Annotated in this window: 14 protein-coding genes and 12 tRNA genes; 21 read left to right on the forward strand and 5 right to left on the reverse strand. The window is 69.5% G+C overall.

The features are described from left to right. Window positions 1-2 precede the first annotated feature (2 nt). Entirely contained in the window at window positions 3-383 is a 381-nt protein-coding gene (locus tag OV090_RS20635) for a hypothetical protein (RefSeq protein WP_267705635.1), read from the reverse strand. A 42-nt stretch (window positions 384-425) separates the two neighbouring features. Then, window positions 426-1997 carry an alkaline phosphatase PhoX gene (locus OV090_RS20640; protein ID WP_267705638.1) on the reverse strand — a complete coding sequence of 524 codons (1572 nt, stop codon included), beginning with the start codon at window positions 1995-1997 and terminating at the stop codon, window positions 426-428. A 213-nt stretch (window positions 1998-2210) separates the two neighbouring features. Here OV090_RS20640 and OV090_RS20645 point away from each other — a divergent pair, with 213 nt between their 5' ends. From OV090_RS20645 to OV090_RS20745, 21 genes are all read left to right on the forward strand, one after another. Continuing rightward, window positions 2211-2684, forward strand: coding sequence for a hypothetical protein (locus OV090_RS20645; protein ID WP_267705640.1), 474 nt, complete (start codon window positions 2211-2213; stop codon window positions 2682-2684). A gap of 6 nt (window positions 2685-2690) precedes the next feature. Beyond that, complete coding sequence (locus OV090_RS20650) at window positions 2691-4346, forward strand: glycosyltransferase family 39 protein (protein ID WP_267705642.1); 1656 nt, start codon at window positions 2691-2693, stop codon at window positions 4344-4346. Window positions 4347-4550: 204 nt separating this feature from the next. After that, on the forward strand, window positions 4551-5381 hold the full coding sequence (locus OV090_RS20655) for a hypothetical protein (RefSeq protein WP_346660393.1): 831 nt from the start codon (window positions 4551-4553) through the stop codon (window positions 5379-5381). Between the two features lie 47 nt (window positions 5382-5428). Then, window positions 5429-6679: a DUF4785 domain-containing protein gene (locus OV090_RS20660; RefSeq protein ID WP_267705644.1), complete on the forward strand. Its 1251-nt coding sequence runs from the start codon at window positions 5429-5431 to the stop codon at window positions 6677-6679. Between the two features lie 165 nt (window positions 6680-6844). Then, window positions 6845-7873, forward strand: a complete 1029-nt coding sequence (locus OV090_RS20665) for a fibro-slime domain-containing protein (RefSeq protein ID WP_267705646.1) — start codon at window positions 6845-6847, stop codon at window positions 7871-7873. A gap of 308 nt (window positions 7874-8181) precedes the next feature. After that, the gene (gene tssI, locus OV090_RS20670; protein ID WP_267705647.1) at window positions 8182-10431 is read left to right on the forward strand and encodes a type VI secretion system tip protein TssI/VgrG; all 2250 of its coding nucleotides are present in this window, start codon (window positions 8182-8184) and stop codon (window positions 10429-10431) included. An 8-nt stretch (window positions 10432-10439) separates the two neighbouring features. Then, window positions 10440-11672: a hypothetical protein gene (locus tag OV090_RS20675; protein ID WP_267705648.1), complete on the forward strand. Its 1233-nt coding sequence runs from the start codon at window positions 10440-10442 to the stop codon at window positions 11670-11672. Then, window positions 11666-16372, forward strand: coding sequence for an RHS repeat-associated core domain-containing protein (locus tag OV090_RS20680; protein ID WP_267705649.1), 4707 nt, complete (start codon window positions 11666-11668; stop codon window positions 16370-16372). Before OV090_RS20675 ends, OV090_RS20680 begins: the two co-directional genes overlap by 7 nt. A 7-nt stretch (window positions 16373-16379) precedes the next feature. Continuing rightward, window positions 16380-16796 (forward strand): hypothetical protein, encoded by a 417-nt coding sequence (locus OV090_RS20685; protein ID WP_267705650.1) that lies wholly within the window; start codon window positions 16380-16382, stop codon window positions 16794-16796. Window positions 16797-18349: 1553 nt separating this feature from the next. Continuing rightward, window positions 18350-18420 (forward strand) — tRNA-Met (locus OV090_RS20690). Window positions 18421-18594: 174 nt separating this feature from the next. Continuing rightward, a tRNA-Asn gene (locus OV090_RS20695) sits at window positions 18595-18681 on the forward strand. Between the two features lie 256 nt (window positions 18682-18937). Beyond that, window positions 18938-19011: transfer RNA gene (locus OV090_RS20700), tRNA-Asp, on the forward strand. Window positions 19012-19141: 130 nt separating this feature from the next. Then, a tRNA-Gly gene (locus tag OV090_RS20705) sits at window positions 19142-19212 on the forward strand. 216 nt (window positions 19213-19428) lie between these two features. After that, window positions 19429-19501, forward strand: a tRNA-Thr gene (locus OV090_RS20710). A gap of 16 nt (window positions 19502-19517) precedes the next feature. After that, window positions 19518-19589: transfer RNA gene (locus OV090_RS20715), tRNA-Val, on the forward strand. Between the two features lie 107 nt (window positions 19590-19696). Continuing rightward, window positions 19697-19768, forward strand: a tRNA-Arg gene (locus OV090_RS20720). Window positions 19769-19858: 90 nt separating this feature from the next. Further along, window positions 19859-19931, forward strand: a tRNA-Arg gene (locus OV090_RS20725). 21 nt (window positions 19932-19952) lie between these two features. Continuing rightward, a tRNA-Trp gene (locus tag OV090_RS20730) sits at window positions 19953-20024 on the forward strand. Window positions 20025-20133: 109 nt separating this feature from the next. Next, window positions 20134-20205 (forward strand) — tRNA-Val (locus OV090_RS20735). 26 nt (window positions 20206-20231) lie between these two features. Beyond that, window positions 20232-20302: transfer RNA gene (locus OV090_RS20740), tRNA-Glu, on the forward strand. A gap of 7 nt (window positions 20303-20309) precedes the next feature. Continuing rightward, window positions 20310-20382: transfer RNA gene (locus tag OV090_RS20745), tRNA-Pro, on the forward strand. 272 nt (window positions 20383-20654) lie between these two features. On the opposite strand, the gene OV090_RS20750 is transcribed toward OV090_RS20745, so the two are convergent. The 3 genes from OV090_RS20750 to OV090_RS20760 form a co-directional block, all read right to left on the reverse strand. Beyond that, a complete protein-coding gene (locus OV090_RS20750) occupies window positions 20655-21050 on the reverse strand; it encodes a hypothetical protein (protein ID WP_267705651.1) in 396 nt (131 codons plus the stop codon). Between the two features lie 113 nt (window positions 21051-21163). After that, window positions 21164-22006 carry an MBL fold metallo-hydrolase gene (locus tag OV090_RS20755; RefSeq protein ID WP_267705652.1) on the reverse strand — a complete coding sequence of 281 codons (843 nt, stop codon included), beginning with the start codon at window positions 22004-22006 and terminating at the stop codon, window positions 21164-21166. Between the two features lie 19 nt (window positions 22007-22025). After that, the gene (locus tag OV090_RS20760; RefSeq protein WP_267705653.1) at window positions 22026-22859 is read right to left on the reverse strand and encodes an alpha/beta hydrolase; all 834 of its coding nucleotides are present in this window, start codon (window positions 22857-22859) and stop codon (window positions 22026-22028) included. Window positions 22860-22863 lie beyond the last annotated feature (4 nt).

Here is a 22863-nt window from a genome sequence, read left to right on the forward strand (position 1 = left end):
CGTCACTGCCTCGCCTGCGCCCGCCGCAGCAGGTTCTTCGCCGTCCCGCTGCGCTCGCGCCCCGGCCGCACCCACGCGATGTCGATCGTCGACGCCGCGGTCATCGCCTCGTCGCGCGCAGAGTCCGAGCCGAAGCCGCCCACCGCCGCGAACTCGCCGACGTTGTGCCGCGGCCGCTCGAACATGTGAAACACGGTCACCGCCAGCCCCTTCGCCTGCGCGTGGCGCTGAAACAGCAGGTCCGCCCCACGCGCGTCCCCGACCACGAACCAGCACTCGCCCGCGCAGGCCGCCTCGATCTGCGGCACGTAGTGCGCCGCGAATTCTTCCTCCGTCAGGTCGAGGTGTCCGGACACGTACGCGATCGTGAGCGTGGATGACATCGCAGTGCCCCCATCCATGTCCCTCAGAACATGCCCCGAAGTTCATCCCCCCGAACCGCTGCTCCGCTGGCGCAGCGCCAGCGCCCCCGCGGCCGCGAGCACCTCTCCGAACCCCGGCCCGCCAGCATCGGCCTTGCAGCCGCAGCCGCCGTCGTCGTCCAGCGCCCCGCCGCTCGCCGAACCGGTCGCGTCGGCGCCGGTGCTCTCCGCGGTCGTGCTGGCCTCCGCGCTCGTCGAGCTCACGCCCCCGGTCGTCGGCGCCGCGCTCCCGCCCGACTCCGAGTCCGCCCCCGTCTCCGTCTCAGTCTCACCGCCCGTCGTCTCCGGCGGCGGCGTGAACTCGGGAAAGGGCCCGCGGATCGCCAGGGTCAGGTGGTCGAACATCAGATTGATAAACATCGTCTTGCCGTCGGGCGAGAAGCAAACCCCGGAGAATTCGCTGTCGCTCTTGGCGTTGCGGGCGAAGTCGAACACCTGCCCCTTGGCGTCGAGCACCCGCACGTAGTCCTCGCCGTCGCCGTCCTCTGCCATGAACAGCTCGCCCCACGGCGCGACCGCGATGTTGTCCGGGTGGTCGAGCACCTCGAGGTCGTCCGAGCGCGCCAGCAGCTCGAGCGTCCCGCCCGCGGGTCCGTCGACCAGCTTGAAAATTTGTCCCCCGCCGACCGGACCGCCGCTGGTCGAGCACACGTAGACCGCGCCCTGCCAATAATAAATGCCCTCGCCGCGCTTGACGATCGCCGCGCCCTTCGCCTGCGACTGTCCGCGCACGCTGTCGTCGCTCGGCGTCGGCTCGTCGACGTCGACCCACGCGATCGGCACCACCTGCCCCACTTCCATGTCCGACGTCGCGAACTCGTCGATCTCGACCGCCCGCAGCGCCTGCAGCTTGCCGGTGAACGGATCGGCCTTGTCGTCCGGCACGAACCGGTAGAGGCAGCTGTCGCCGCGATCCTCCGTCAAGTAGGCGACCAGCGTGTCCGGGTCGACGCACGCCGCCTCGTGCTTGAACCGCCCGTAGCCGGCGATCTGCCGCGGCGGCTGCACGCTCGTCGCCTCGGTCGAGCACAGATAGGTGTACCCGTGCTTGCCGTCGGTCGTCTCCTCGCACGACAACCAGCCCCACGGGCTCTTGCCGCCGGCGCAATTGCGCAGCGTCCCGAACAGCACCAGGTTGCTCGACTTCACCTCGAGCGTCTCGTTGTCGATCACCAGCCGGGTGACGCAGCCCGAGGCCGCCGGGTTGTACGACTCCGGCGGCGCCTGCTGCTCCGGGTGCAACGGCGTGTGAAGGATGTCGAGCACGCCGAGCTCATGGTTGCGCATGAGCACCACGGTGTCCTCGTCGGGCCCCGGGAACGCGCCCATCGCGTCCGGCAGCCCCGGCGAGCGATAGCCGTCGCTCATCGGGTCGAACAGCCGCGTGAGAATTTTATAAGTAAAACCCGGCGGCAGATCGATGATGCCGTCGGGGTCGGGCACCAGCTCGCCGTACTTCGCCGCCCTGGCGATACGGTGATACGTGAACGTGAACGGAAGCGCCGACGATCCGACGATCGCGGCCCCGCCGCGCAACAGCCCGCGCCGCCCGAACGCCGGGGAAATCCGCTTCATACGCGACCATCATCGCCACCTCCCGCCGCCCCTTCAAGGCCCCTACCGTGATGATCATCACCGCCCACCGTGGCCGGCTTCGCCCCTTTCACCTGGCCTTTGCGACAGCCCAGGAGCCACGCGGCGGCCCGCCTCCCGCCGCCCTCAAACCTGCCCTATGAGACATGTTGTCCCGTGTCGTCACTCTTCGCGCGGTGCTATAGTCGCCCTCTCGTGCCCGCCTTCGGCCGCGCCAGCCTCCTGGGCATGCTGCTCGCCTACGGCGCCCTCACCCTCGGCGTCTGCGTCCTCTCGCGCGCGGCCGCCTGCACGGGCGCCGATGCCCCCCGCGGCGCCGGCACCGCCGCCGAGGAGACCGCCCTGTGGGCCTTCTTCGGACCTGTCGCTCCGGGCATGTCGCTCGGGACATGGTCGATCGCACATGTCGAAAAGCCGCGCGGCGGCGCCGTCGTCTTCACCCTGCGCGCCGCCGACCAGCCCGACCTCGAGCTCGCGGTCACCCGCCTCGTCGACGACGGCCCGCGCCCGCTCGCCCGCACCGCTCACCTGGCGCTGTTCCTCGCCCGATCTGTCCCTGCGGACAGCCCCACCCCGCCCGCGGCCCTCGCCGCTTCCGCAGCCCTGGCGGAGGCGCTGCGGGCCCGTGAGGCCGCCGGCCCGCCGCCGCTCGGCCCGCTCACCCCGTGAGCCCGCATGAAGCTCGCTCGCCTCGCCGCGCCCGCGCTGCTCGTCGGCCTCGCCGCAGTCCACCTCGCGCTCGCGTGGCCCGGCGCCGGCGAGCGCGGCGTGATCGCCGAGGAGATCACGCCCTACCTGCCGCGCCACCCCGTCGTGCTCGCCGGCGCCGACAGCAATGGCGTGCGCCTGCTGCCGCCGCACGACCAGCCCGATCGCCGCGGCTGGGTCTCGACCGCGCAGTGGCCCCAGCTCGCTTACGTCGGCGACGCCCGCACCTGGCCCGTCTTTATCAAAGGCCACCAGAGCGCCCTCGGTACCTACGCCGGCCTCGCGTTGGCCCCCGCGCTCGGTGACGGCATCACCGGCGTCCGCCGCAGCTCGGTCCTCCTCGGCCTCGCGTTGATCGGCCTCGTGTTCGCTCTGGCCCGCCGCCTCGGCCTCGGCCTCGCGCTCTCCGGCGCCGCCGCGCTCGCCTGCGTCCTGTCCCCGGGCCTCTTCTTCTTCGCCCGCACCGGCTACGGCTTCGAGCTCGCCAGCCGCGTCGCCATGCTCGCCGCCCTCGTGCTCGCCACGCGCCCCCTCACCACCGCCCGCAGCCTCGGCCTCGGCCTCGTCCTCGCCGCCGCGATCCTCTGCCGCGCCACCATCGCCGCCACCCTGCTGCCTGCGCTGCTGCTCCTGCTCGTCCACCCCGAGCGCCGCGCCGGCCTGCGCCGCCCCGCGCTCGCCCTCGGCCTCGGCGCCGCGATCCCGCTGCTGTTCGCGCTCGCAGTCCAGCTCGCGCTCCCCCTGCACGCGGGCACCGCCCCGGCCGCCAAGCTGCCCCTCGCCGACCTGGCCCATCGGACAGCCACCGCCCCTGCGACCCTCGCCGCCCAGCTCGCCTGGGTCGCCGACCCCGACACCATCTTGCTGCCGCTGGTCGCCGACCTCTCGCGCGCGCCGCTGCCCGGCCTGGTCTTCGGGACAGCCGTCCTCGCGCTCGCGCTGGCCCGCTGGTGGCGCGCCCGCGCCGGCGACGGCGAGTGCCTGTTCGTCGCTGCCGCGCTCGGCAACGCCCTGTTCGGCGCCTGGCTGTACGGCGACCCGCAGCAGTTCCAGCTCGGCATGGCCCTGGAGCCCCTGTTCGTCCTCGCGGTCGCCCATCAGCTGCAGTCCCTGCGCTCGCCGCGATCGGCCGCGCTCGCAGTCGCCGCCCTCCTGACCGCCCGCGCCTGGCAGTGCGGCGCCCTCCTGTCCGCCGAGCAGGCCGTCACCAATCCGATGCTCAGCGGCGACGCGCAGCGCCAGCTGACCGCCACCCTCGCCGCGCGTCACCCGGGCGAGGGCGACACCGTCACCACTACCTACAATCACGTCGGCATGCTCGAGGCCTGGGCGTCGCATTCACCACACCCGCCGATTCACGCCTATCGCGCGCTCCGCCGCGGGGACGACGCAGCGACGATCTCGGCGTGGCGGGAGATCCTCCACACCTATCCGGCCCGCTTCGTGGTGTTGTCGACCGGCCCCAATCTGTTCGACGGCCCCTTCACCGACAACGCCGCCAGCGAGCGCGCCCTCGTCTCCGCCCTGCCCGCGGCCTCTCGAAAGATCGTCGCCCGCCACGACTTCCCCTGCGAATCCGGCCGCCCCTGCCTGGCGTTGCTCGAACTCTCACCGCGGCCCTGACCCCGGACTCGCTGTCAGCATTCCCCGTAGCCGAGTTCAGGAATCTACAGCTCGGATTCCCGCGAATGCAGCTACGCGCCCGCCCATGCAGAAGGGGCGACTTCGCGCCTCTTTTCGATTGACGTCCGGCGCGCACTCCAGCTCTGATGCGCGCTGGAGTGTCCCTGCCTCATGCGTAGCAGCGTGCTGTCGTCCCTGGCCTGCATGGCCGTCCTCGCCCTCCCTGGCCTCGCACACGCCAACCTCGGCGTCGCCTTCGTCCACGGCACCGGCAAGCAGACCAATGCCCTCGCCGACTACTGGACCGCCCCCTTCGTCGATTCGGTGCGGCAGGGCCTGACGAACCCCGCCAATTACGTCGTCATCAATTGCGACTTCGAACAATACGTGTGGGACCCCGAGGCTGCCGGTTGCCTCGCCGGCCAGCTCACCACCTTCATCAACAACAAGAAGATCACCTCGATGGTGGTGATCACCCACTCCAACGGCGGCAACGTGCTGCGGTGGATGCTCTCCAACCCCACCTACGATAGCCGCTACCCCAAGATCATCAACACCATCAAGTGGGTCGACGCGCTCGCGCCCTCGAGCCTCGGCACGCCGCTCGCCGACGCGGTGACCGCCGGCAACAGCTTCGAGCAGTCGCTCGGCTGGTTGCTCGGCTACAAGAGCGAGGCGGTCACGATGCAGCAGACCAGCCACATGGCCTTCTACAACAGCAACTACCTCTACGGCACCGCCGGTCGGCCCGCGCTGCCGCGCCAGTTCTGGGCCGTGGTCGGCACCGACGTCGACTCCTCCCCGCTCGACTCCGACTCCTACTGCGGCGGCTACACCCTCAACGTCGGCCTCGAGACCACCCAGAACTGGCTCGACGACTGCTCCGACGGCTTCCTCGAGTGCTCCTCGCAAGGCGGCGCCGGCTACGTGTGGCTGTACGACACCGAGTTCGCCACCGGCGCCGAGCCGCTGAGCCACAACCAGAGCCGGCGCAATTGCTTCGGCCTCGACGTCGTCCTGCGCAACGACGTCTGATCGCTCCACTCGCGCCGCACTCTCATCTTTCTCGAGGAACCTCCGTCATGCTGACCCGCCTCCGTCTCCTCTCGCTCGGCGCAGTGCTGCTCGCCGCCCCGACCGTCGCTGCCGCGCCTGCGACCCCCGGCGCCCGCCTGTCGGCCCCCGCGCCCGGCGACCTCGCCGCTGACCAGCTCGCCACCGACGTCCCCGCAGTGTCCGCGAGCATCGATCGCGCGCCGGTGACCATGAGCTGGCCCATCGAACAGTCCGCAGACGACCTGCAGGACCGGCCCACTGCGCACCGCGCCGAGAGCCGGGCCTGGTGGCGCCGCGTCGACGTCGCCGCCCTCGCCGCCGGCGTCCCGCTGCCGATCAGCCAGCCCGGCGCGCTGCTCAAGCTCAGCCCGCAGGACGGCGCCGCGATCGCCGTCGACGCGCTCGAGCTCGTCGACCCCCAGGGCCGCGTCTACCCCGGTATCGACGCCCTGCGCCCGCTCACCGACCCGACCCACCTGCGCAGCGCCGGCGCCTCGTTCGCCCCCGGCACCGCGATGTTCACCCTGCGCCCCGACCTCGGCGCCGGCGCCTTCGTCCTCCGCGCCCGCGTGCGCGGCCCCCTGCTCGTCCACGTGTTCGAGCGCGACGCCGGCGCCTACCTGTCCCTCGAGCCAGACGCCGACCTCGCGCTGGTCGGCGGCCGCCTGCAGGTCCGCGCCCACCTGCGCGACGGCGAGGCTGTCCTCAAGGCCAGGTCGATCGGCGGCGAGCTCATCGCCCCCGACGGCGAGACCACCCGCTTCAACCTGACCCGCGCCGCCGACGGCAGCTATCGCGCCGAGGTCCCCGCCCCGCGTCGCGCCGCCGCGCCCGGCGTCCTGCACACCCTGCAGATCCACGCCGAGGGCGTCACCGCGCGCGGCGTCCCGGTCCGCCGCACCGCCACCAACGCGGTGTCGATCGCCGCACCGACGGCCCGCTACGCCGGCGGCGTCGCCGTCGAGGACGCGGCCGACGGACGTCTGCGCATTCGTCTCCAGGTCGAGGTCGGCGCCGCCAGCCGCTTCGCCGCCAGCGGCGTCCTCCACGGCACCAACCGCTCCGGCAAGCTCCAGCCGATCGGCGTCGGTCAGGCCGCGCGCTGGCTCGAAGCGGGCCCCGGCGAGCTCGTGCTCGAATTCGACGAGGCCACGCTCAAGGCCGCCGGCCTGCAGGGGCCCTACGAGCTCCGCGACCTCCGCCTCGTCGACCAGGGTCGACTCGCGACCGTCCACCGGCAGGCGCGCGCGCTGGCGCTCCCGCCCGCGCGACGCTGACCTGTCCCTCGGGACATCCCACCCGCTCGGCCCGTGTGGTCCGGCGCTCGCTGAGGCGGCCGGATCCACGAGCCATTCGGCTGCCTCGGCCTGTTGCGCCCGTCAGGGCGATCGGTATCCTGAGCAGCTATGAGTTCAAAACACCTCGCCCTAACTCACGCTGTTATGACCCTCCTCGTCGCCGCCTGTGGCGGCCCCGCGACCCAGGGGGACACCGGCAGCCTCAGCGACAGCTCGTCGACCACCGCCGCCGACCCCACCACCTCGTCGACCGTGCCGACCACTGGACCGACGGGCGGGGCGACCGAGACTGGCACGAGCGACAGCGAGGGCAGCAACAGCGACAGCGACACGCAGGCGACCACTTCGACCAGCACCACCGAGGCGATCACCGACTCCGGCGCGACCGACACCACGACCACGACCACGCCCGGCACGACGACCACGGACACCACCACCGAAACCACCACGACGGGCACCACCGACACCACCACGTCGACCACGAGCACCACCGACGGCGAGACCGCCAGCTCGACCACCGACGACACCTCGACGAGCACGACGGACGGCAACACCACGGGCGACCCGGTCGGCTGCGGCGACACCCTCACCGCGACCATCCGCGACTTCAAGCTCGCGCACCCCGACATGGAGGACTACTGCTGCGGGCAGGTCGACGGCCTCGTGCAATCGACCCTCGGCCCCAACAAGAAGCCGGTGTTCGCGTCGGTCGGCAACCCGAAGATGCTGACGGACGCACCGACCTTCGCGCAGTGGTACACCGACGTGCAGGACGTAAACCAGAAGACGCAGATCGTCCTGAACCTGACGGAGATCCAGCCGGGCCTGTTCTCCTACACGAACAACGACTTCTTCCCGGTCGACAACATCCTGTGGGGCAACGAGGGCCAGGGCCACAACTTCCACTTCACGACCGAGATCCACACCCAGTTCCAGTACACCGGCGGCGAGACCTTCACCTTCCAGGGCGACGACGACGTGTGGGTCTTCATCGACGGCGACCTCGTCATCGACCTCGGCGGCGTCCACGGCGTGGCGACCGGCACCGTCGACCTCGACGACCTCGGCCTCGAGCTCGGCAACACGTACCCCCTCGACGTCTTCCACGCCGAGCGCCACACCGTGCAGTCGAACTTCCGCATCGACACCACGATCTGCGCCGTCCCGATGTGACGCGACCCAAGGGGTAGTATGGGGCCCTGCGGTCGAATACCTCGACCCCAGGGCCCATTCTGAAGACCACGCATACGGGCCACGAAATGCCATCATGGCAGCGGATCCGGGCGGCACGCGATTCGCCGAACACGCCGGCGGTCCCCGGAGCAGCGGGGCCCAACTGGACGTCCCAACCACGGTTGGCCACCCCAACTCTCCCTGCCGCCTGACGCTTAAAAATCGCCGCCCAGGCCCCTGCAGGCCTTCGGCCTCGACCTTGCACGAGCGTGCCTCGGCGGTCCCGCGCGGGATCGCCCTCCACGCTCATGCTCCTCTTGAATCCCGATCCCCAGGCGACTCTCGGCTCCGAGCCGCTCCCACCGGCCGAGTTCTATTTCACCTGTGAAGAAGCCCCGGCCGTCGAATGGCACGTCCGTCGCTTCACCCTCCGCGAGGCCCTCTGCGAGCCCTATTCGCTCGCGGTCGACCTCCTCACCGCCAGCGTCGACCTCGACGTCCCCGCGCTCCTCGGCGCCCGCTGCACCCTCGAGCTCTGCCGCGGCGTCGACGGCCGCCTCGTCCACGGCCTCGTCACCCAGGCCCGCACTCTCGGCGTCTTCTCCGGTCGCCTGGCCTTGCGCCTCGAGGTCGCGCCCGCCCTTCAACTCCTGTCCCAACAGACAGACACGCGATTCTGGCAGGACCGGACGGCCCCGCAGATCCTCCGCGAAGTGCTGGCGACCGCCCTGCGCGACCTCGGTGCCGGCCTCGACATGCGCGTCGAGGAGGCCACGCACCGCCCCCGCGAGTACTGCGTCCAGTACCGCGAGTCCGACCTCGAATTCGCCGCTCGCCTCATGCACGAGGAGGGCCTCGTCTGGTTCTTCACCCACGCCGCCGATCGCTCCGGCGAGACCCTCGTCATCTTCGATAGCACCACGCGCGCCCAGGAGCTCGAGCTCCCGCTCCGCGCAGTGCCCTACGTCGCCAGGCACACCGGGGCCGCGCGCTGTCAGTCCCTCGCCGCCTTCGACTGGCACGGCCGGCTCACCACCACCGCGGTCGAGCAGCGCGACTGGGACTGGCGCGACGTCGAGTCCGCCCCGTATCACCGCGTCGACGACGGCCGAGACGCTCGGGGTCGGGTCCGCACGCGCCATCACCACGACGAGCATCGCCTTCAACACGACGACGGCCGCGCCCGCGCCCGCCGCGAGCTCGAGGCGCACCGCGCTGGCGCCGAGCTCGGCCTCGGCGAGAGTGACGTCCTCGAGATGCTCCCCGGCCACACCGTCGCCCTGCGCGGCCTCCCGCGGCCTCAGCTCGACGGCGACCACCTCATCATCCGCGTCCATCACCGCGGCGACGCCCCCGAGCAGGACCAGTTCGCCAGCGGCGCTACCGAGCCGCGCTACGTCAACACCTTCGAGTGCGTCCGCGCCGACCGGCCCTGGCGCGCGCCCCAGGCTCCGCCGCGTCCGCGCGTGTACGGCCCGCACACCGCGATCGTCGTCGGCCCGCCGCGCGAGGAGATCCACACCGACGAACACGGCCGGGTCAAGGTCCGCTTCCACTGGGATCGCCGCTCCCCGCCCGACGACACCGCGTCTTGCTGGATCCGCGTCGCCCAGGCCAGCGCCGGCGCCGGCTGGGGCGCCATCTCCATCCCGCGCGTCGGCATGGAAGTCCTCGTCGAGTTCATCGACGGCGACCCCGATCGCCCGCTCGTCACCGGTTGCGTCTACAACAGCCTCAACCGCCCGCCGCACGCGCTGCCCGACCACAAGACGCGCACCACCTTCAAATCGGACAGCACGCCCGGCGGCGACGGCTTCAACGAGCTGCGGGTCGAGGACGCCCGCGGCCGCGAGGAGATCTTCGTCCACGCCCAGCGCAACCTGCGGGAGGTCGTCCGGCACGACCACAAGAGCACGGTCGGTAGCGACCAGTTCGTCGAAATCCTCGGCTCTCAGGACATCCGGGTCCATAGACGCCACTGGCTCGCGGTCGGCGGCCCCGCCGGTGTCACCGTCTGCACAGGCGACCTGAACACCGAAGTCCTCGAGGGCAAGTGCACGACCACGGTGCGCGGCGATCACAAGGTCATCGTCGAACACGGCAACGATGCCGTAGAGGTGCACCGCGGCGGCCATACGACCACCGCCGAGCTGGACGTCGAGCTCTCCTCGCGCCATGGCCGGATGCACCTCATCAGCAGCGGGCAGATGCTGCTCCGCTCGCACGACTCCCTGCTCTCGCTCCAGGGCGAGACCCAGACCGAGCTGATCGCCTGGAAGGAGACCCTCGCCCTGAGGGGCCACACCGACGTCACCATGAGCTCGAAGACCACCAAGGTCGAGATCTCCGCGCCGAACGAGGTGTGCGTGACGAGCCCGCAGCTCGTCGACATCAGCGGCGGCACGATCCGCCTGTCCGCATTGGAAAAGATCGTCCTCAGCGTCGGCGCCACCAGCATCACCCTCGATCCCGCCGGCGTCACCATCTCCGCGCCGCGGATCACCAGCGCTGCAATCGGGATCCACGAGATCACCGGCGCGCTCATCAAGATCAACTGAGGTCCCGCATGCAAGCCGTCCTCACCGAGCTCGAATCGTTGCTTGCCGGCCTCGTCGAGCGCGACCTCCCGGGTGTCCTCGTCGTCGCCTGCGACGACGTCGAGACGCTCTACGTCGCCCAGGTCCTCGCCCGCCTCGACGAGCGCTCCGACTCCGACCTCTTCCTGACCTTCACCGACGCCGCACCCTCCACCTCCGCGCTCGTCGACGCCCTCGCCGACAACCTCGCGGTGCAGCAGGCGAACCTCGCCGAGCAGCTCGGCCCCGGCGCCGCGCTGCCCGACCTGCCTGCCCTCGCGCGCGACCCCGCTGCCGCCCCGGCCACGCGCCTCCGCGCGCTGGTGGACCACATCCTCGCTCTGCTCCCGCCGGGCGATCACCGCCTCGTCATCGCCCTCCTTCCCTCCCGACTGCCGGCCGACTTCTGCCTCGAGCTCGCCGAGCCGCTGCTGCGCGCCTCACAGCACCCGCGCGTGCGCCTGGTGCTGCGCGACGATCGGGCTCGTCCCGCGCACTTCACCGCCGCGAAGACATGTCTCGATGAACATGTCCTCGCATACAGCCTCGACCTCACGCCCGAGGACGCCGTCGCCGCCGCCGCCGCAGCCGTCCGCGACCCCGAGCGTCCGGCGGCTGCGCGGATCCAGGCGCTCATGGAGCTCGCCTGGCTCGACCTCGGCCACGGCCGGCTCGCCGACGCCGAGCAGAAGTTCTGCGGCTGCGCCGAGTTCCACGCCCGCACGGGCAGCCCTGCCCTGGCCGCCCTCGCGCGGGCCGGCCTCGGCGACGTCCAGCGCGCTCGCGGCGATTTTGTTCAGGCCCGCCGGACCTACGAGACCGCGCTGCTCGAAGCAGCCGCGACCCCGGCCTTTCCGGTGACCCTGCAGCTCGCCGTCGCCCTGGCCGACACCTGCCTCGCCCTCGCCCAGCACCTCGACGCCGAGGGCTATTATCAATTGTCCGACACGCTCGCCGCCAAGTTGCTGCGGCCGCACACCCGCGCCGACGTGCAGGAGTCGCTCGGTGTATGCCATGGGGCCCGCGGCGCCGGCACGCAGGCCGTCCGCGTGTGGAACGACGCCGCCGAGCTCTGCCGCGCCATCGACTACCCGCAGCGGCTCCACAGCATCCTCGGCCGCCTGGCTTCCCATCACCAACCCAGCGATCGCGCCCGGCATCGCGCCTGTCTCGAAGAACAGGCGGCCGTCGCCGCACGTTTGCAGGAGGCCCGGCCATGCTGATCGTCGGCGGCCAGATCCGTCCCGCCCGGAACACGTCCGTCGCAAGCGACGAGACCGGAGGGATCCTGAGCGCCCTCTACGAGGTCGTCGACGTCCGCGCCGCGCCGTTCATCGCCCCGCGCTCGCCGGCCGAGCAGCGACAACGCGACCAGGAGACCCCGCTCGCCACTGCCACCCGCCTCATCGGTGGCAGCCTCGCGTTGCTCAACATCCCCGTCGAGCTCCTCGGCACCGGCTTCGCCCTGCTCACCGCCCCGGTGGGCGCCGCGGTTCCGCCGCTGCCTGCCGCCACCCTCGCCTCGCTCCACCTCGGCGCCCCGCACCTGCACTCGCATCCGCCCGCCATGCCCATTCCGTTGCCGAGCGTCGGCCCGGTCATGCTCGGCGGCTGCACCTCCGTCCTGATCGGCGGTCTCCCGGCCGCGCGCGCCGGCGACCTCGGCCTCTCGATCACCTGCGGCTCGCTTGCACCTCCGTTTCAGGTGATGACGGGCTCGAGCAAAGTGTTCATCGGCGGCGGCCGGGCCGCGCGATCGCTCGACATCACCCGCCATTGCCAGACCCCGCTGCCGCCCGCCCGCGCCGCCGCCAAAGTGGCCGCAAGCGCCTTGACCAGCCTCCCGCTGGCCCTCGGCGCCGCGTCTGCGGTCTTGCAGCACCAGCAATCGCGCGCGTGCGCGCGAGACAGCCGCGAATACGCGGCAGCCGGCGATACCACGATGGCCGCCGCGATGACCGAGGTCAGCGCTGGACTCGCCCTCGGCGCGACCACGCAAGCGGCCCAGACCGCCGTCGACGCCGTCGCTCTCGCGGCGCGCCTCCTCATGGGCAAGGACCCCGGCACGCCGCCGTGCTTCGGCGCCATCATCACCGGCGCCTCGGACGTGCAGATCGGCGGCTTCCCCATGTCCCCCTGGCGCGTAGCAATCGGCGCCCTGGGAAAACTCGCGCGCGGTCTCAAGTCGAGGACGCGCGATCAAAACCTCGCCGACGCGCTGCACGCCCGGGCCCGCGGGAACTTCAAACCCGGGCGGATCGACAACACTCTGCACAAGCAGGATTGTTTCCTCACCGGTCATCCGGTCGACGTCATCGCCGGCCGCGTCATCACCGACGACATCGACCTCGAGCTCACCGGCCCGCTCCGCTTCGGCTTCGAGCGCAATTACAGCTCCACCTGGAGCACCCGCGACTCCGTCATCGGCCACGGCTGGTCGCACAGCCTCGATCAGGCGGTCTGGCGCGAGAACCGGCAGTTCGTCTACCGCGCCGAGGACGGCCGCGAGCTCTGCTTCGAGCTCCCTCGCGACGCGCGCGTCGATCGACCGCTACGGCTGTTCGACCCCCGCAACCGCCTGACCCTCTCGAGCGACGGCGACGGCCGCTACACCATCGAGGACGCCGCGGGTCGCCTGCACGACTTCGCGCCTGTCCCCGGGGACACCTCCACCGAACTCGGTCATGCCCGCCTCGTCGCAGTGCGCACCCTCGCCGGTCACTCGATTGTCTGCGACTACGACGCCCGCGCTCGCCTGCATCGGATCGGTGACAGCGCCGGCCGCGAGTACCGCCTCGCCTATGATCGCCAGTCCCGCCTGCACCGCATCTTCGCCCCGCACCCCGACCGCGAGGGCCTCGTCCGCCACCTGGAGCACCGTTATTCGCCCGAGGGCGACCTCACCGAGGTCGTCGACGCCCTCGGTCAGACCACCCGGTACGCCTACCATCGTCACCGCCTCGTCCGCCACACGTTGCGGACGGGCCTCAGCTTCCACTTCGAATACGACGGCCCCGAGCCCGGGGCCGCCTGCGTTCACACCTGGGGCGACGGCGGCATCTATGATCATACCCTCGTCTACGACAAGCAGCGCCGCGTCACCGTCGTCACCAACTCGTGCGGCGAGCCCACCGTCTACGTCGCCGGCGGTCGCGGCGAGGTCGTGAAGATCACCGACCCGCGCGGCGGTATCACCCGCTTCGAGTTCGACGAGCACCTGCGCAAGACCGCCGACATCGATCCGCTCGGCCACGTCACCCGCTACGAGTACGATGCCCGAGGCAATTGCACCCGCGTCGTCGGTCCGGACGGCGCCGAGCTCCGCGTCGAATACGGCGCGACCGGGCTCCCGCTCACCGCGGTCGACGCTCTCGGCGGACGCTGGCGCTACACCCACGACGTGCGGGGTCGCCTCGCCACCCGCACCGATCCGCTCGGGCAGACGACCACCTACCTCTACGAAAGCCTGCACCCCGCCGCGGTGATCGACCCCGCCGGCCGCGCGGTGCGGTTCGTCCACGACGCCGCCGGCGATCTCACTCGCGTGCAGCGCCCCGACGGCACCACCGAGCAGTGGGCGTACGACCGCCGCGGACGTCCCGTCGCATGGACTGACGCGCGCGGCAACCTCGAGCGCCGCCACTACGACCTGCTCGATCGCCTCGTCGGCGTCGAGCTCCCCGACGGCGACCTCTGCACCTACTCTTACGATCCCGAAGGACAAGTCCTGAAGGTCAGCGACGCCCGCCGCGACGTCAGCATGACCTACACCGGCATGGGCTGCCTCGTCGCCCGCACCGAGGCCGGCAGCACCGTGGTTTTCGCCCACGACACCGAGGAGCGGCTCACCGCGATCACCAACGAAGCCGGCGCGGTCTATCGCTTCGAGCTCGACCCCGCGGGTGACATCAAGGCCGAGCACGGCTTCGACGGGCTGCGACGGATCTACCGCCGCGACCTGGCAGGGCGTGTCACCGAGGTCTTCCGTCCCGGCGGCCTCCGCACCGCCTTCACGCGCGACGCCGCCGGTCAACTCACCGGCGTCTTCCACTCGGACGGCAGCAGCGACGTCTTCACCTACCGCGTCGACGGTGCCATGCTCGAGGCCGTGCATGTCGAGCCCGACGCCGAGCCGGTCATCGTCCGCTTCGAGCGCGACGCCCTCGGGCGCGTCGTCCGCGAGGCGCAGGGCGAACACTGGGTCGCGCAGGAGCTCGGCCCCGACGGCCTGCGCTCGCGCCTGCGCTCGTCCCTCGGCGCGCGCGTGCAGCTCTCGCGCGACGTGATGGGCGCCGTCCTGCGGATCGATGCCGGCGAGCGCGCGTGGTCGGCCACCTTTCGCCGCGAGGCCGGCGGGCTCGAGTCGCAGCGCGACCTCCCCGGCGGCATCCGTTCGTGCTGGCAGCACGACCCGCTCGGCTTGCCCACCGAGCACACCATCGAGCACCTCACTCCCGCGCGCCTCGGCGCTCGCACGCACACCTTCGCGCATCATCGTCGGCGCCACACCTGGACCACCGGCGCGCGCCTCGGCCGCGTCGACGACCTTTACCGCGGCGCCGTCGAATACGAGCATGACGAGCGCGGCTTCCTCGTCTCCGCGACCTATCCCCAGGGACAGGTGGAACTGCGCCTCCCCGACGCGGCCGGCAACCTCTTCCGCGACGACGAACGCCGCCGCCGCACCTACGGCCCTGCCGGCCAGCTCTTGAAAACCGAGGGCACCGCCTTCGAGTACGACTGCGAAGGCAACCTCATCAAAAAGGTCGATGGAGCCGGCACATGGCTCTACCGCTGGACCGCCAGCGGCAACCTGGCCGAAGTGCGCCGCCCCGATGGTGAGCGCCTCACCTTCACGTACGACGCGCTCGGCCGCCGCACCAGCAAGTCTTCTAAGGAAAACTATCGACGCACCCGCTGGCTGTGGGACGGCGACGTCCCACTCCACGAGTGGACCCTCTCGCCGGACGCGCTCGAGTTGCAGCCGCGCTCGCCCACCGATCCGGCGAACGAGCGAACGCTCGACAACAGCGGGCATCTTCCGAGCTCCGAAGCTCTCGAACTGCTCACCTGGATCTTCGAGCCCGCCACCTTCACGCCCGTCGCGCGCCTGTCCTCGCGCGAACATGAGGCTGCCAGCCTCGTCGCCGATCACCTCGGCACCCCGATGGCGGCCTTCGACACCGAGGGACGCCCGGTCTGGTCCGCAGAACTCGACATTCACGGCCGCGTCCGCGACCTCGCGGGCGAACGAAACTTCTGCCCGTTCCGCTACGCCGGCCAATACGAAGACGCGGAGACCGGCCTCTACTACAACCGCTTCCGCTACTACGACCCCGAGGCCGGCCAGTACATCAGCCAGGATCCGCTGGGCCTCGCGGCAGGCCTCGCCTTCTACGCCTACGTCCCCGATCCCCTGAGCTCCTTCGACCCGCTCGGGCTCGAGAAGACTTTCTGTCGCGGAGCGAAGCGGTGGCGCAGTGAGAACGGGAGATTCGTCAAGCGACCGGACGATCCTGCCGAACTCGTGAAGGTCGTGACGACGTCGGTCCAGGGCAAGCCGGCTCGAACGGGCAGCATCGACTATCCATCTCTGATGGAGTGGAACAGGACCATGGCCGACTGGAACCCCGGCAAGCCCTCCAACCTGTGGAGGCCGAACTCCGGCAAGTTTCCGACTGGCGGCTTCAGATTCGACAAGCGCTCTCCCGCAGGGACGCGTTACGGGAGCCACGGCCACGGCGCGAATCCTGCCGCCAATCTCTCTCCGACCTCCAACGCAGCCTCCGGGCCCACCACCACGCTTGAGAAGGTCCAAGGCGGCGTCGGCTCCGCCTTGACCGAGCAAGGGAGTTGGCACCGTTGGGATCACAACCCGGACACCAACAGCGTGCACATTCCCCTGAAGAACTCTCCGTTTTGAGGCCACGATGACGCTCGAATCCCTCGACGAACGCTTCGAAGACATCCGTTTCAGCGCGAGCTGCACCGAGCTCAAACTTTTTGCACAGGAAGTGCTGGCGGTGGGAGACGCAGAACGTCATCAACACGCGGAGCCCTACTTCGAGCTCTTGAGCAACACCGCCAAGTCACTCTTCCTCGCGTCGTGCGGCGGCACGCTGTCCACCGAGGAGAAGCGCCGGATCTTCACCCTGATCCGCGAAGACTGGACCGACGACGCCCCAGAGGGCATTCGCGCGTCGATGCTCGCCCTCCTGGGGCTCATCCAACCGCTGGAAGGCGTGCCCGAGTGGCTGCTCTCGCTCGCAGAGCGTCAGCGAGATCCAACCTACGCGGAGGTCCTACGCGGCTGCGCAACGTGCCCGCGGACGGCGCCTGCTGTCTGATCTGGGGGCGGCCGTCGGAGGGGTCCAAGGAGCGTCATGAGACGGCAGGGAGAATTCTGGCCGGTCATCACCCTCTTGGCGGGCGATGAGTTGGATCGCCGCATACGTGGGATCGTCGAATTCCACACGGCTTATGGATGGCGAGTCAAGCGAGCGCTAACAGTGCAAGAGGCATTGACGCCAGGCGAGCTTCGGTCGTGCGCGGATATCGAGCTTGACGAGTGCTTCGGCGATCTGCCGAGAGACCGGGTGCCGATCGAGCTACTGCTCGAACCGCCTCGGAGCCTCGTCCGGAAAGGCGCACACGAGCGTCGTGCTCGGCTCGGCTTGAGCTCCGTGGCATGTTCGCTCTCCGAGCACGCCGTCGAGCTCCATCTCATGAAAGAGAGCGCCAAGAAGAGCGTGTCGTCGCTGCGAGAGCTCGTTCAGGCTCTTCGCCCGCCCTTCGCCGCGATCGGCTCCTCGCTGTTTCGCGGTCCATCCCTGGCCGAGCTACGCGAGGCGAAGAATCCCTTCCGAGTCGAATTCGAAAAGATCTACTTGTCTCGTGAATTACTCAGAGAAGCCCGGCCATCTCGTCGAAGACCTCGAAACCGCCTCGTGGGAGGAAGGGCTGCTGGTCTCGGGAGACGCGACAGAAGTGACCCGGCGTTGCTGGCCGATCCTTCGCAGGTGGGCTTACTCCATCCGCGAAACACACTTTTATAAAAAGCATCACCGTGGTCTCGAGGTCGCGCCGCCCGTCCACGAACGCGGCTTGGCCGCAGCGAGCGAATTCGAAGCTGGGCCGCTGCACTCCGAGCGCCCCTTGCCAACCTCAGCGACGGGCTCATGTTCGCCCGTGGCGTCCTCATTCGCGCCTCGTCCAAGAGGCACGCAGGGCGGGACCGAACCTCGGCGACCTTGCGGCCGAGGCCCTGCGATACGTATCGATACAATCCGATTCAATGGGATAGCATTTCGCACCGGAGTCTCCCCGAGCCCAATCGGCAACCTCTTGAAATCACGCGCTTTGCCTGCGCGGTTGACTCCTGGCCTGCCGCGTGCTCAAGTGGTGGCAAGGACCTGCGTCATGGCACCGATCGCCGTCACCACGAAAGATACGCAACAGCCCGTCGCCGACGATGCGATGGGCAAGCGTATTAGGCCGTGGCGACGTGGTCGCGGGTGCTGACGTAGAGCACCGCAATCGTCCGCGGCCACGAAGTCGGCGAGCGTCCAACTGGCGGCAAAACAAACCGCCGCCAGACGCTCAGTTTGCGGCGCGTCGGTCCAACGTCTCGTCTGCGAGCTTCTTCCAGGTCGCCCTCGCTTCCGGGTGCGGAAGTCCGGGGTCACGCCTCGGGTCGGCGTCTCACGACGCCGGCATCGGCCGCTCGGGCCGGGTTCGCGTCCTCGACGCGCGCTGTTTTACAACTGAATCGTGGAAGAGGAAGAGAAGATTGCGTCGTCGGGCGGCCCCGACCCTCGGCTCTGACCCGAGGCTTGCTGGATCGACACCAGCCGACGCAATTCGTGCCGCGGCCTCGACGTCTCGTCGATGCCGCGCGAAGGGGTGCCGTGGCCGAGTGACAGGCAGCGCTCTCATAAGGCGCCATACGCAGGTTCGTTACCTGCCGCACCATCCCTTGACGACAATTGGGCTGCGAGCGAAGGCGCTGGCGAACCCTTGCAAGGTTCGTGTTTACATCGGGGGCGGTACCCGAGCGGTCCACTGGCGGCGTAACGGCGCCTGTTACGTCACAGCGAGCGCTCAGCACGACACACGGCGGTCGGAGCCGTGCTCGCACCGACACCTGGGAGCGTCGTCCAATGGTAGGACAGCAGATTGTTAATCTGCCTGGGCATAGCCCACTCGATGCAAGTTCGATTCTTGCCGCTTCCGCTCTTGGGCCGATGGGACAGATGGATGTCCAGCGGATTCTTACCCCGCTTCAGGCTGGATCGTTACCAGCTCGGCTCGTCGTTATTTTATTGAAGTATGAATACTCTATCGACCCCGGGCTCCGGCCAGGACGGGAATGGGGCGGACTTTTAATCCGTATGCCGAGCGCGTGCGCTCGACCGAGTTCGACTCTCGGGGAGCTCGTATCTGCGATATTTTTCATTATTCCGGTGGCCTTGCCGACTCGAGGCCGTTTGCCGCCGTAGGGGAGCTGGAGTCCCCGCCTCGTTGTCAGCGAGGAGATCGCGGGTTCGAACCCCGCCGGTGGCGTCTCGAGCAGGGGCGCGCGCGGTGTGCTACGCGAGGCTTTGAACCTCGCCAGGAGAGTTCGAGCCTCTCCGTCCCTTATCCTTCGTGAATCTTTCTCCTCCGTGATTCGTATGAGTGTCACGGTTCTCTCGCCGATGTGGCCTAGTGACTGGGCGTCACCCTTCCAAGGTGAAGACGCGGGTTTGATTCCTGCCATCGGCTCTCGTGCAGCGCGCCGCGCTGCTTTAAAACGAAAACTGCAGTTCAGGTCTTGTCAGTGAGACGCGTGGTTGCCTACCACGAGGGCCCGGTGCGACCCCGGGGAGCTGCTCTACCGTAACTTGCCCTTGCTCCAAGGGAGGGCGCTGCTTGGTATGTAGCGCAGTCCGGGAGCGTTACCCGGCGAGGGCTCCGCCGCGGTCCCGCGCGGGACCTCTTGCCCCCCAAGCATCAATGGTGATGCGCCGCCCTCGTAGCGCGGAGTCGCCGGGTTCGATCCCCGGGCGGGGCTCTTTCTTTAAAAAAATGGTCCAGGAGCTTCCCGGTCGAGCGCCTGCATGACACGCAGGAGGTACGAGGTTCGATTCCTCGATGGACCAACACTTGCTTGCTCTCGTGGTCTAGAAGATAGGGCCCAGGTCTACGGAGCCTGAGACGGTGGTGCAATTCCACCCGAGAGTACTCTCCTCGTTCGATGATCCTTCTCGCTCTCGTGGTCTAGAAGATAGGGCCCAGGTCTACGGAACCTGAGACGGTGGTGCAATTCCATCCGAGAGTACTTTTACGACGCCTGGCCTCGAAGTGTATCAGATTGCACGCGACCGTCCGAAGGTCGAGGACCGGGTGCGACTCCCGGCGGGGCTGCCATGCTCGCGTAGCTCAGCCGGATGAGCATTGGTCTTCTAAACCAAGGGACGCAGGTTCGACTCCTGCCGCGAGTGCTTCGTCGATTCCATCATTGTAGGGGAGAGGTGTTGATGGTGACATGCGGGACTCCAAATCCTGCGAACCGGGTTCGAGTCCCGGCTCCCCTGTTGGGCTAAAGCTCGTGAGAAGAGCGGTGCTCTGTGACAGCACAGGTGAGGGGGCGGAACCCTCTAGCCCACCCGCGCGCTTCGATGCGCGCCGTCTTTTGTCTCGCAAGCCCGCGTAGCTCAACGGGAGAGCGGCGTTCTTACAAATCGCAGGTCGGGGGCTCGACACCCTCCGTGGGCAATTTTCTTAAAAACAGCAGATAACCTGGCCCTGTAGTTCAACGGCAGAATTCCGCGCTCTCGACGCGGAGACCGGAGATCGTCACTCCGCAGGGTCATTTCATACGAGGTGAAGGCTTGTGGGTAAGCCGCATGCTCGGGGAGCATGAGATTGTGCGTTCGACTCGCACCACCTCGATTTCTTTGCAGAAAGAAATCCTCATCGGAGACGAATCGCGGAGTGCGAAGCGTGTTTCGGGAACACGTAGGCGGGGTGCGACGCCCCGGTCTCCGACCAACTCTCTCCCGGGTCGCGGGTGCTGCCGCGGCCCGGGTCTCTTTACCGCGTCAGTGGACGGTGCCACACCTCGTCTGATAAGCGAGCCCTTCGGAGTTCAACTCTCCGGGCGCGGACTACGACTTCTCTTCCTCTTCCACGGTTTTCCCGTTCGTCCGTCGCGCGGGCGCCCGTCACTGTTCCGGCGGCTCGTCGTCACGCGCCGGCGCCGGCTTCGGCTCGGCAGCAGCCGGGGTCGCCTTGACGATCAGGTAGCGCAGCGGGGCGTCGGCTCGCTCGTTGCGCAGCTCGAGCGACGAGCGGAACGGCAAGAACACCACCGTACCGGGGCCGAACGGCTGCGCGCGGCCGTCGACAGTGGCCTCTCCGCAGCCGGTCAGGCCGATGACGATCTCCGAGTCGCGCTGCTGCACGTGGCGCCCGACGTGGCCGCCCGCCTCGAGCACGCACGAGAGCACCGACGTGAACGGCGGCGCGGGCTGCCCGGCGAGCAGGTCCCAGACGAGCACCTCGCCGTGACCACCGAACATCGCCTGGCGAACCGAGGGAGGGCCGTGACCGATCTGCATCGCCGAAGCGTACCACGACCCACGCGCGGCCGCGGACGGTTCCGCGCGTTTCGCGACGCCCGCGCAGTGGATGACGCCGAGCGCCGCGTCGGCTGCATCCATTCAAGCTATGATCATAGCGTGAGCGTCGCGCCGAGCTCGAGGAAGCGCGCGCGCTCCTCCAGACCCGCGGCCGCGAACGCGCTGCGGAGGTCGGTCTCGGGCTGCTGGAAGTGGGCCCAGCCGGAGCGGTGGATCGGCAGGATCGACTTGGCGTCGAGCAGGCGGCAGGCGGCGATCGCCTCGGTCGCGTCGAAGGTGAAGCGGGCGTGGCGGAACCCGAGCGCGTGCGGGAAGCCGACCGCGCCGCAGTGGACCACCGCGAGGTCGACCGGTCGCTCGCGGCGGAGCTCGGCCAGCCTGGCCGCGAGGGCGGGGAACATCACGGTGTCCCCCGAGATCCACACGCGCGGTCCATCGTCGACGTCGACGACGAAGCCGGTGACCTCGTGGACCTGCGGCGCGTAGCGGGGGCCGTGGCGGGCGACGATCGCGGTGATCGTCAGCGGGCCGACGCGGGTGCGGGCGTCGGGCGCGAGGCCGACGGCGCGCGCGCCGAGCCCGAGGCCGCGGCCGGGGGCGTCGTGCTTCGCCAGCGGCCGCGCCAGTCGGCGCGCGCTCGGGATGGTGGTGATCACCTGCGCGACGCGGGCCTCGTCGGCCACCAGAGCGCGACCGGCGAGGTCGAGGTTGTCGGCGTGGTGGTCATGGCTGAGCAGCACCGCGTCGAAGCGGCCGAGCGACGCCGGGTCCGCCGGCGTCTCGTAGCGCTTCTCGCTGGCGAACCACGAGCGCGGCGTACACCACAGGCCGAAGTCGTAGGTGGTGCCGATCGCGTCGAACACAGGGTCGGTCAGGAGCCGCGTCTCGCCGATGCGGATCGCCAGAGTCGCGGTGCCGAGGTACGTCAGCTCCATCGTGCGGCTCCTGGCGGGCTCACGACGCCGCGCGGCTCTGCAAGAACGCCAGCAGGTCGGCGTTGACGCGGTCCTTCTGGGAGGTCGGCAGGCCGTGGTCGCCGCCCGCGTAGACCTTGAGCTGCGAGCCCTTGACCAGCTTGTGGGCCGCCTGCGCGCTCGCGCCGATCGGCACGATCTGGTCGTCGTCGCCGTGGATGAACAGCGTTGGCACGTCGACCTTCTTCAGATCCTCGGTGAAGTCGGTCTCGGAGAACGCTTTGATGCAGTCGAGCGCGTTCTTGAGGCCGGCCTGCATGCCCTGCAGCCAGAAGCTGTCGCGCACGCCGTCGGACAGCTTGCCGCCCGGGCGGTTGGCGCCGTAGAACGCCGTGGGCAGGTCTTTGAAGAACTGCGAGCGGTCGGCCTTGACTGCGGCGCGGATGCCGTCGAACACGTCGACCGGCAGGCCGCCGGGGTTGGCCTCGGTCTTCAGCATCAGCGGCGGCACCGCGCCGACGAGCACGAGTTGGGCGACGCGCTTCGTACCGTGGCGGCCGACGTAGCGGGTGACCTCGCCGCCGCCCGTCGAGTGGCCGATCAAGGTCGCCTGCTTCAGGTCGAGGTGCTCGATCAGCTGCGCCAGATCGTCGGCGTAGGTGTCCATCTCGTTGCCGTCGTACGGCTGGCTCGAGCGGCCGTGGCCGCGGCGATCGTGGGCGATGCAGCGGAAGCCGTGCGCCGCGAGGAACACCATCTGGTCCTCCCACGCGTCGGCCGTCAGCGGCCAGCCGTGGCTGAACACCACCGGGCGGCCCGTGCCCCAATCCTTGTAGTAGATCTGCGTTCCATCCTTGACTGTGATCGTGGCCATGACG

Source organism: Nannocystis sp. RBIL2 (assembly GCF_026626745.1).
GTDB lineage: Bacteria > Myxococcota_A > Polyangia > Nannocystales > Nannocystaceae > Nannocystis.

Coding starts and splice junctions, on each gene's coding strand:
- OV090_RS20650 (WP_267705642.1), top strand. CDS start 2,691: ATGAAGCTCGCTCGCCTCGCCGCGCCCGCGCTGCTCGTCGGCCTCGCC.
- OV090_RS20660 (WP_267705644.1), top strand. CDS start 5,429: ATGCTGACCCGCCTCCGTCTCCTCTCGCTCGGCGCAGTGCTGCTCGCC.
- OV090_RS20685 (WP_267705650.1), top strand. CDS start 16,380: ATGACGCTCGAATCCCTCGACGAACGCTTCGAAGACATCCGTTTCAGC.
- OV090_RS20755 (WP_267705652.1), bottom strand. CDS start 22,006: ATGGAGCTGACGTACCTCGGCACCGCGACTCTGGCGATCCGCATCGGC.
- OV090_RS20680 (WP_267705649.1), top strand. CDS start 11,666: ATGCTGATCGTCGGCGGCCAGATCCGTCCCGCCCGGAACACGTCCGTC.
- OV090_RS20640 (WP_267705638.1), bottom strand. CDS start 1,997: ATGAAGCGGATTTCCCCGGCGTTCGGGCGGCGCGGGCTGTTGCGCGGC.
- OV090_RS20750 (WP_267705651.1), bottom strand. CDS start 21,050: ATGCAGATCGGTCACGGCCCTCCCTCGGTTCGCCAGGCGATGTTCGGT.
- OV090_RS20655 (WP_346660393.1), top strand. CDS start 4,551: ATGGCCGTCCTCGCCCTCCCTGGCCTCGCACACGCCAACCTCGGCGTC.
- OV090_RS20675 (WP_267705648.1), top strand. CDS start 10,440: ATGCAAGCCGTCCTCACCGAGCTCGAATCGTTGCTTGCCGGCCTCGTC.
- tssI (WP_267705647.1), top strand. CDS start 8,182: ATGCTCCTCTTGAATCCCGATCCCCAGGCGACTCTCGGCTCCGAGCCG.
- OV090_RS20665 (WP_267705646.1), top strand. CDS start 6,845: ATGACCCTCCTCGTCGCCGCCTGTGGCGGCCCCGCGACCCAGGGGGAC.
- OV090_RS20760 (WP_267705653.1), bottom strand. CDS start 22,859: ATGGCCACGATCACAGTCAAGGATGGAACGCAGATCTACTACAAGGAT.
- OV090_RS20635 (WP_267705635.1), bottom strand. CDS start 383: ATGTCATCCACGCTCACGATCGCGTACGTGTCCGGACACCTCGACCTG.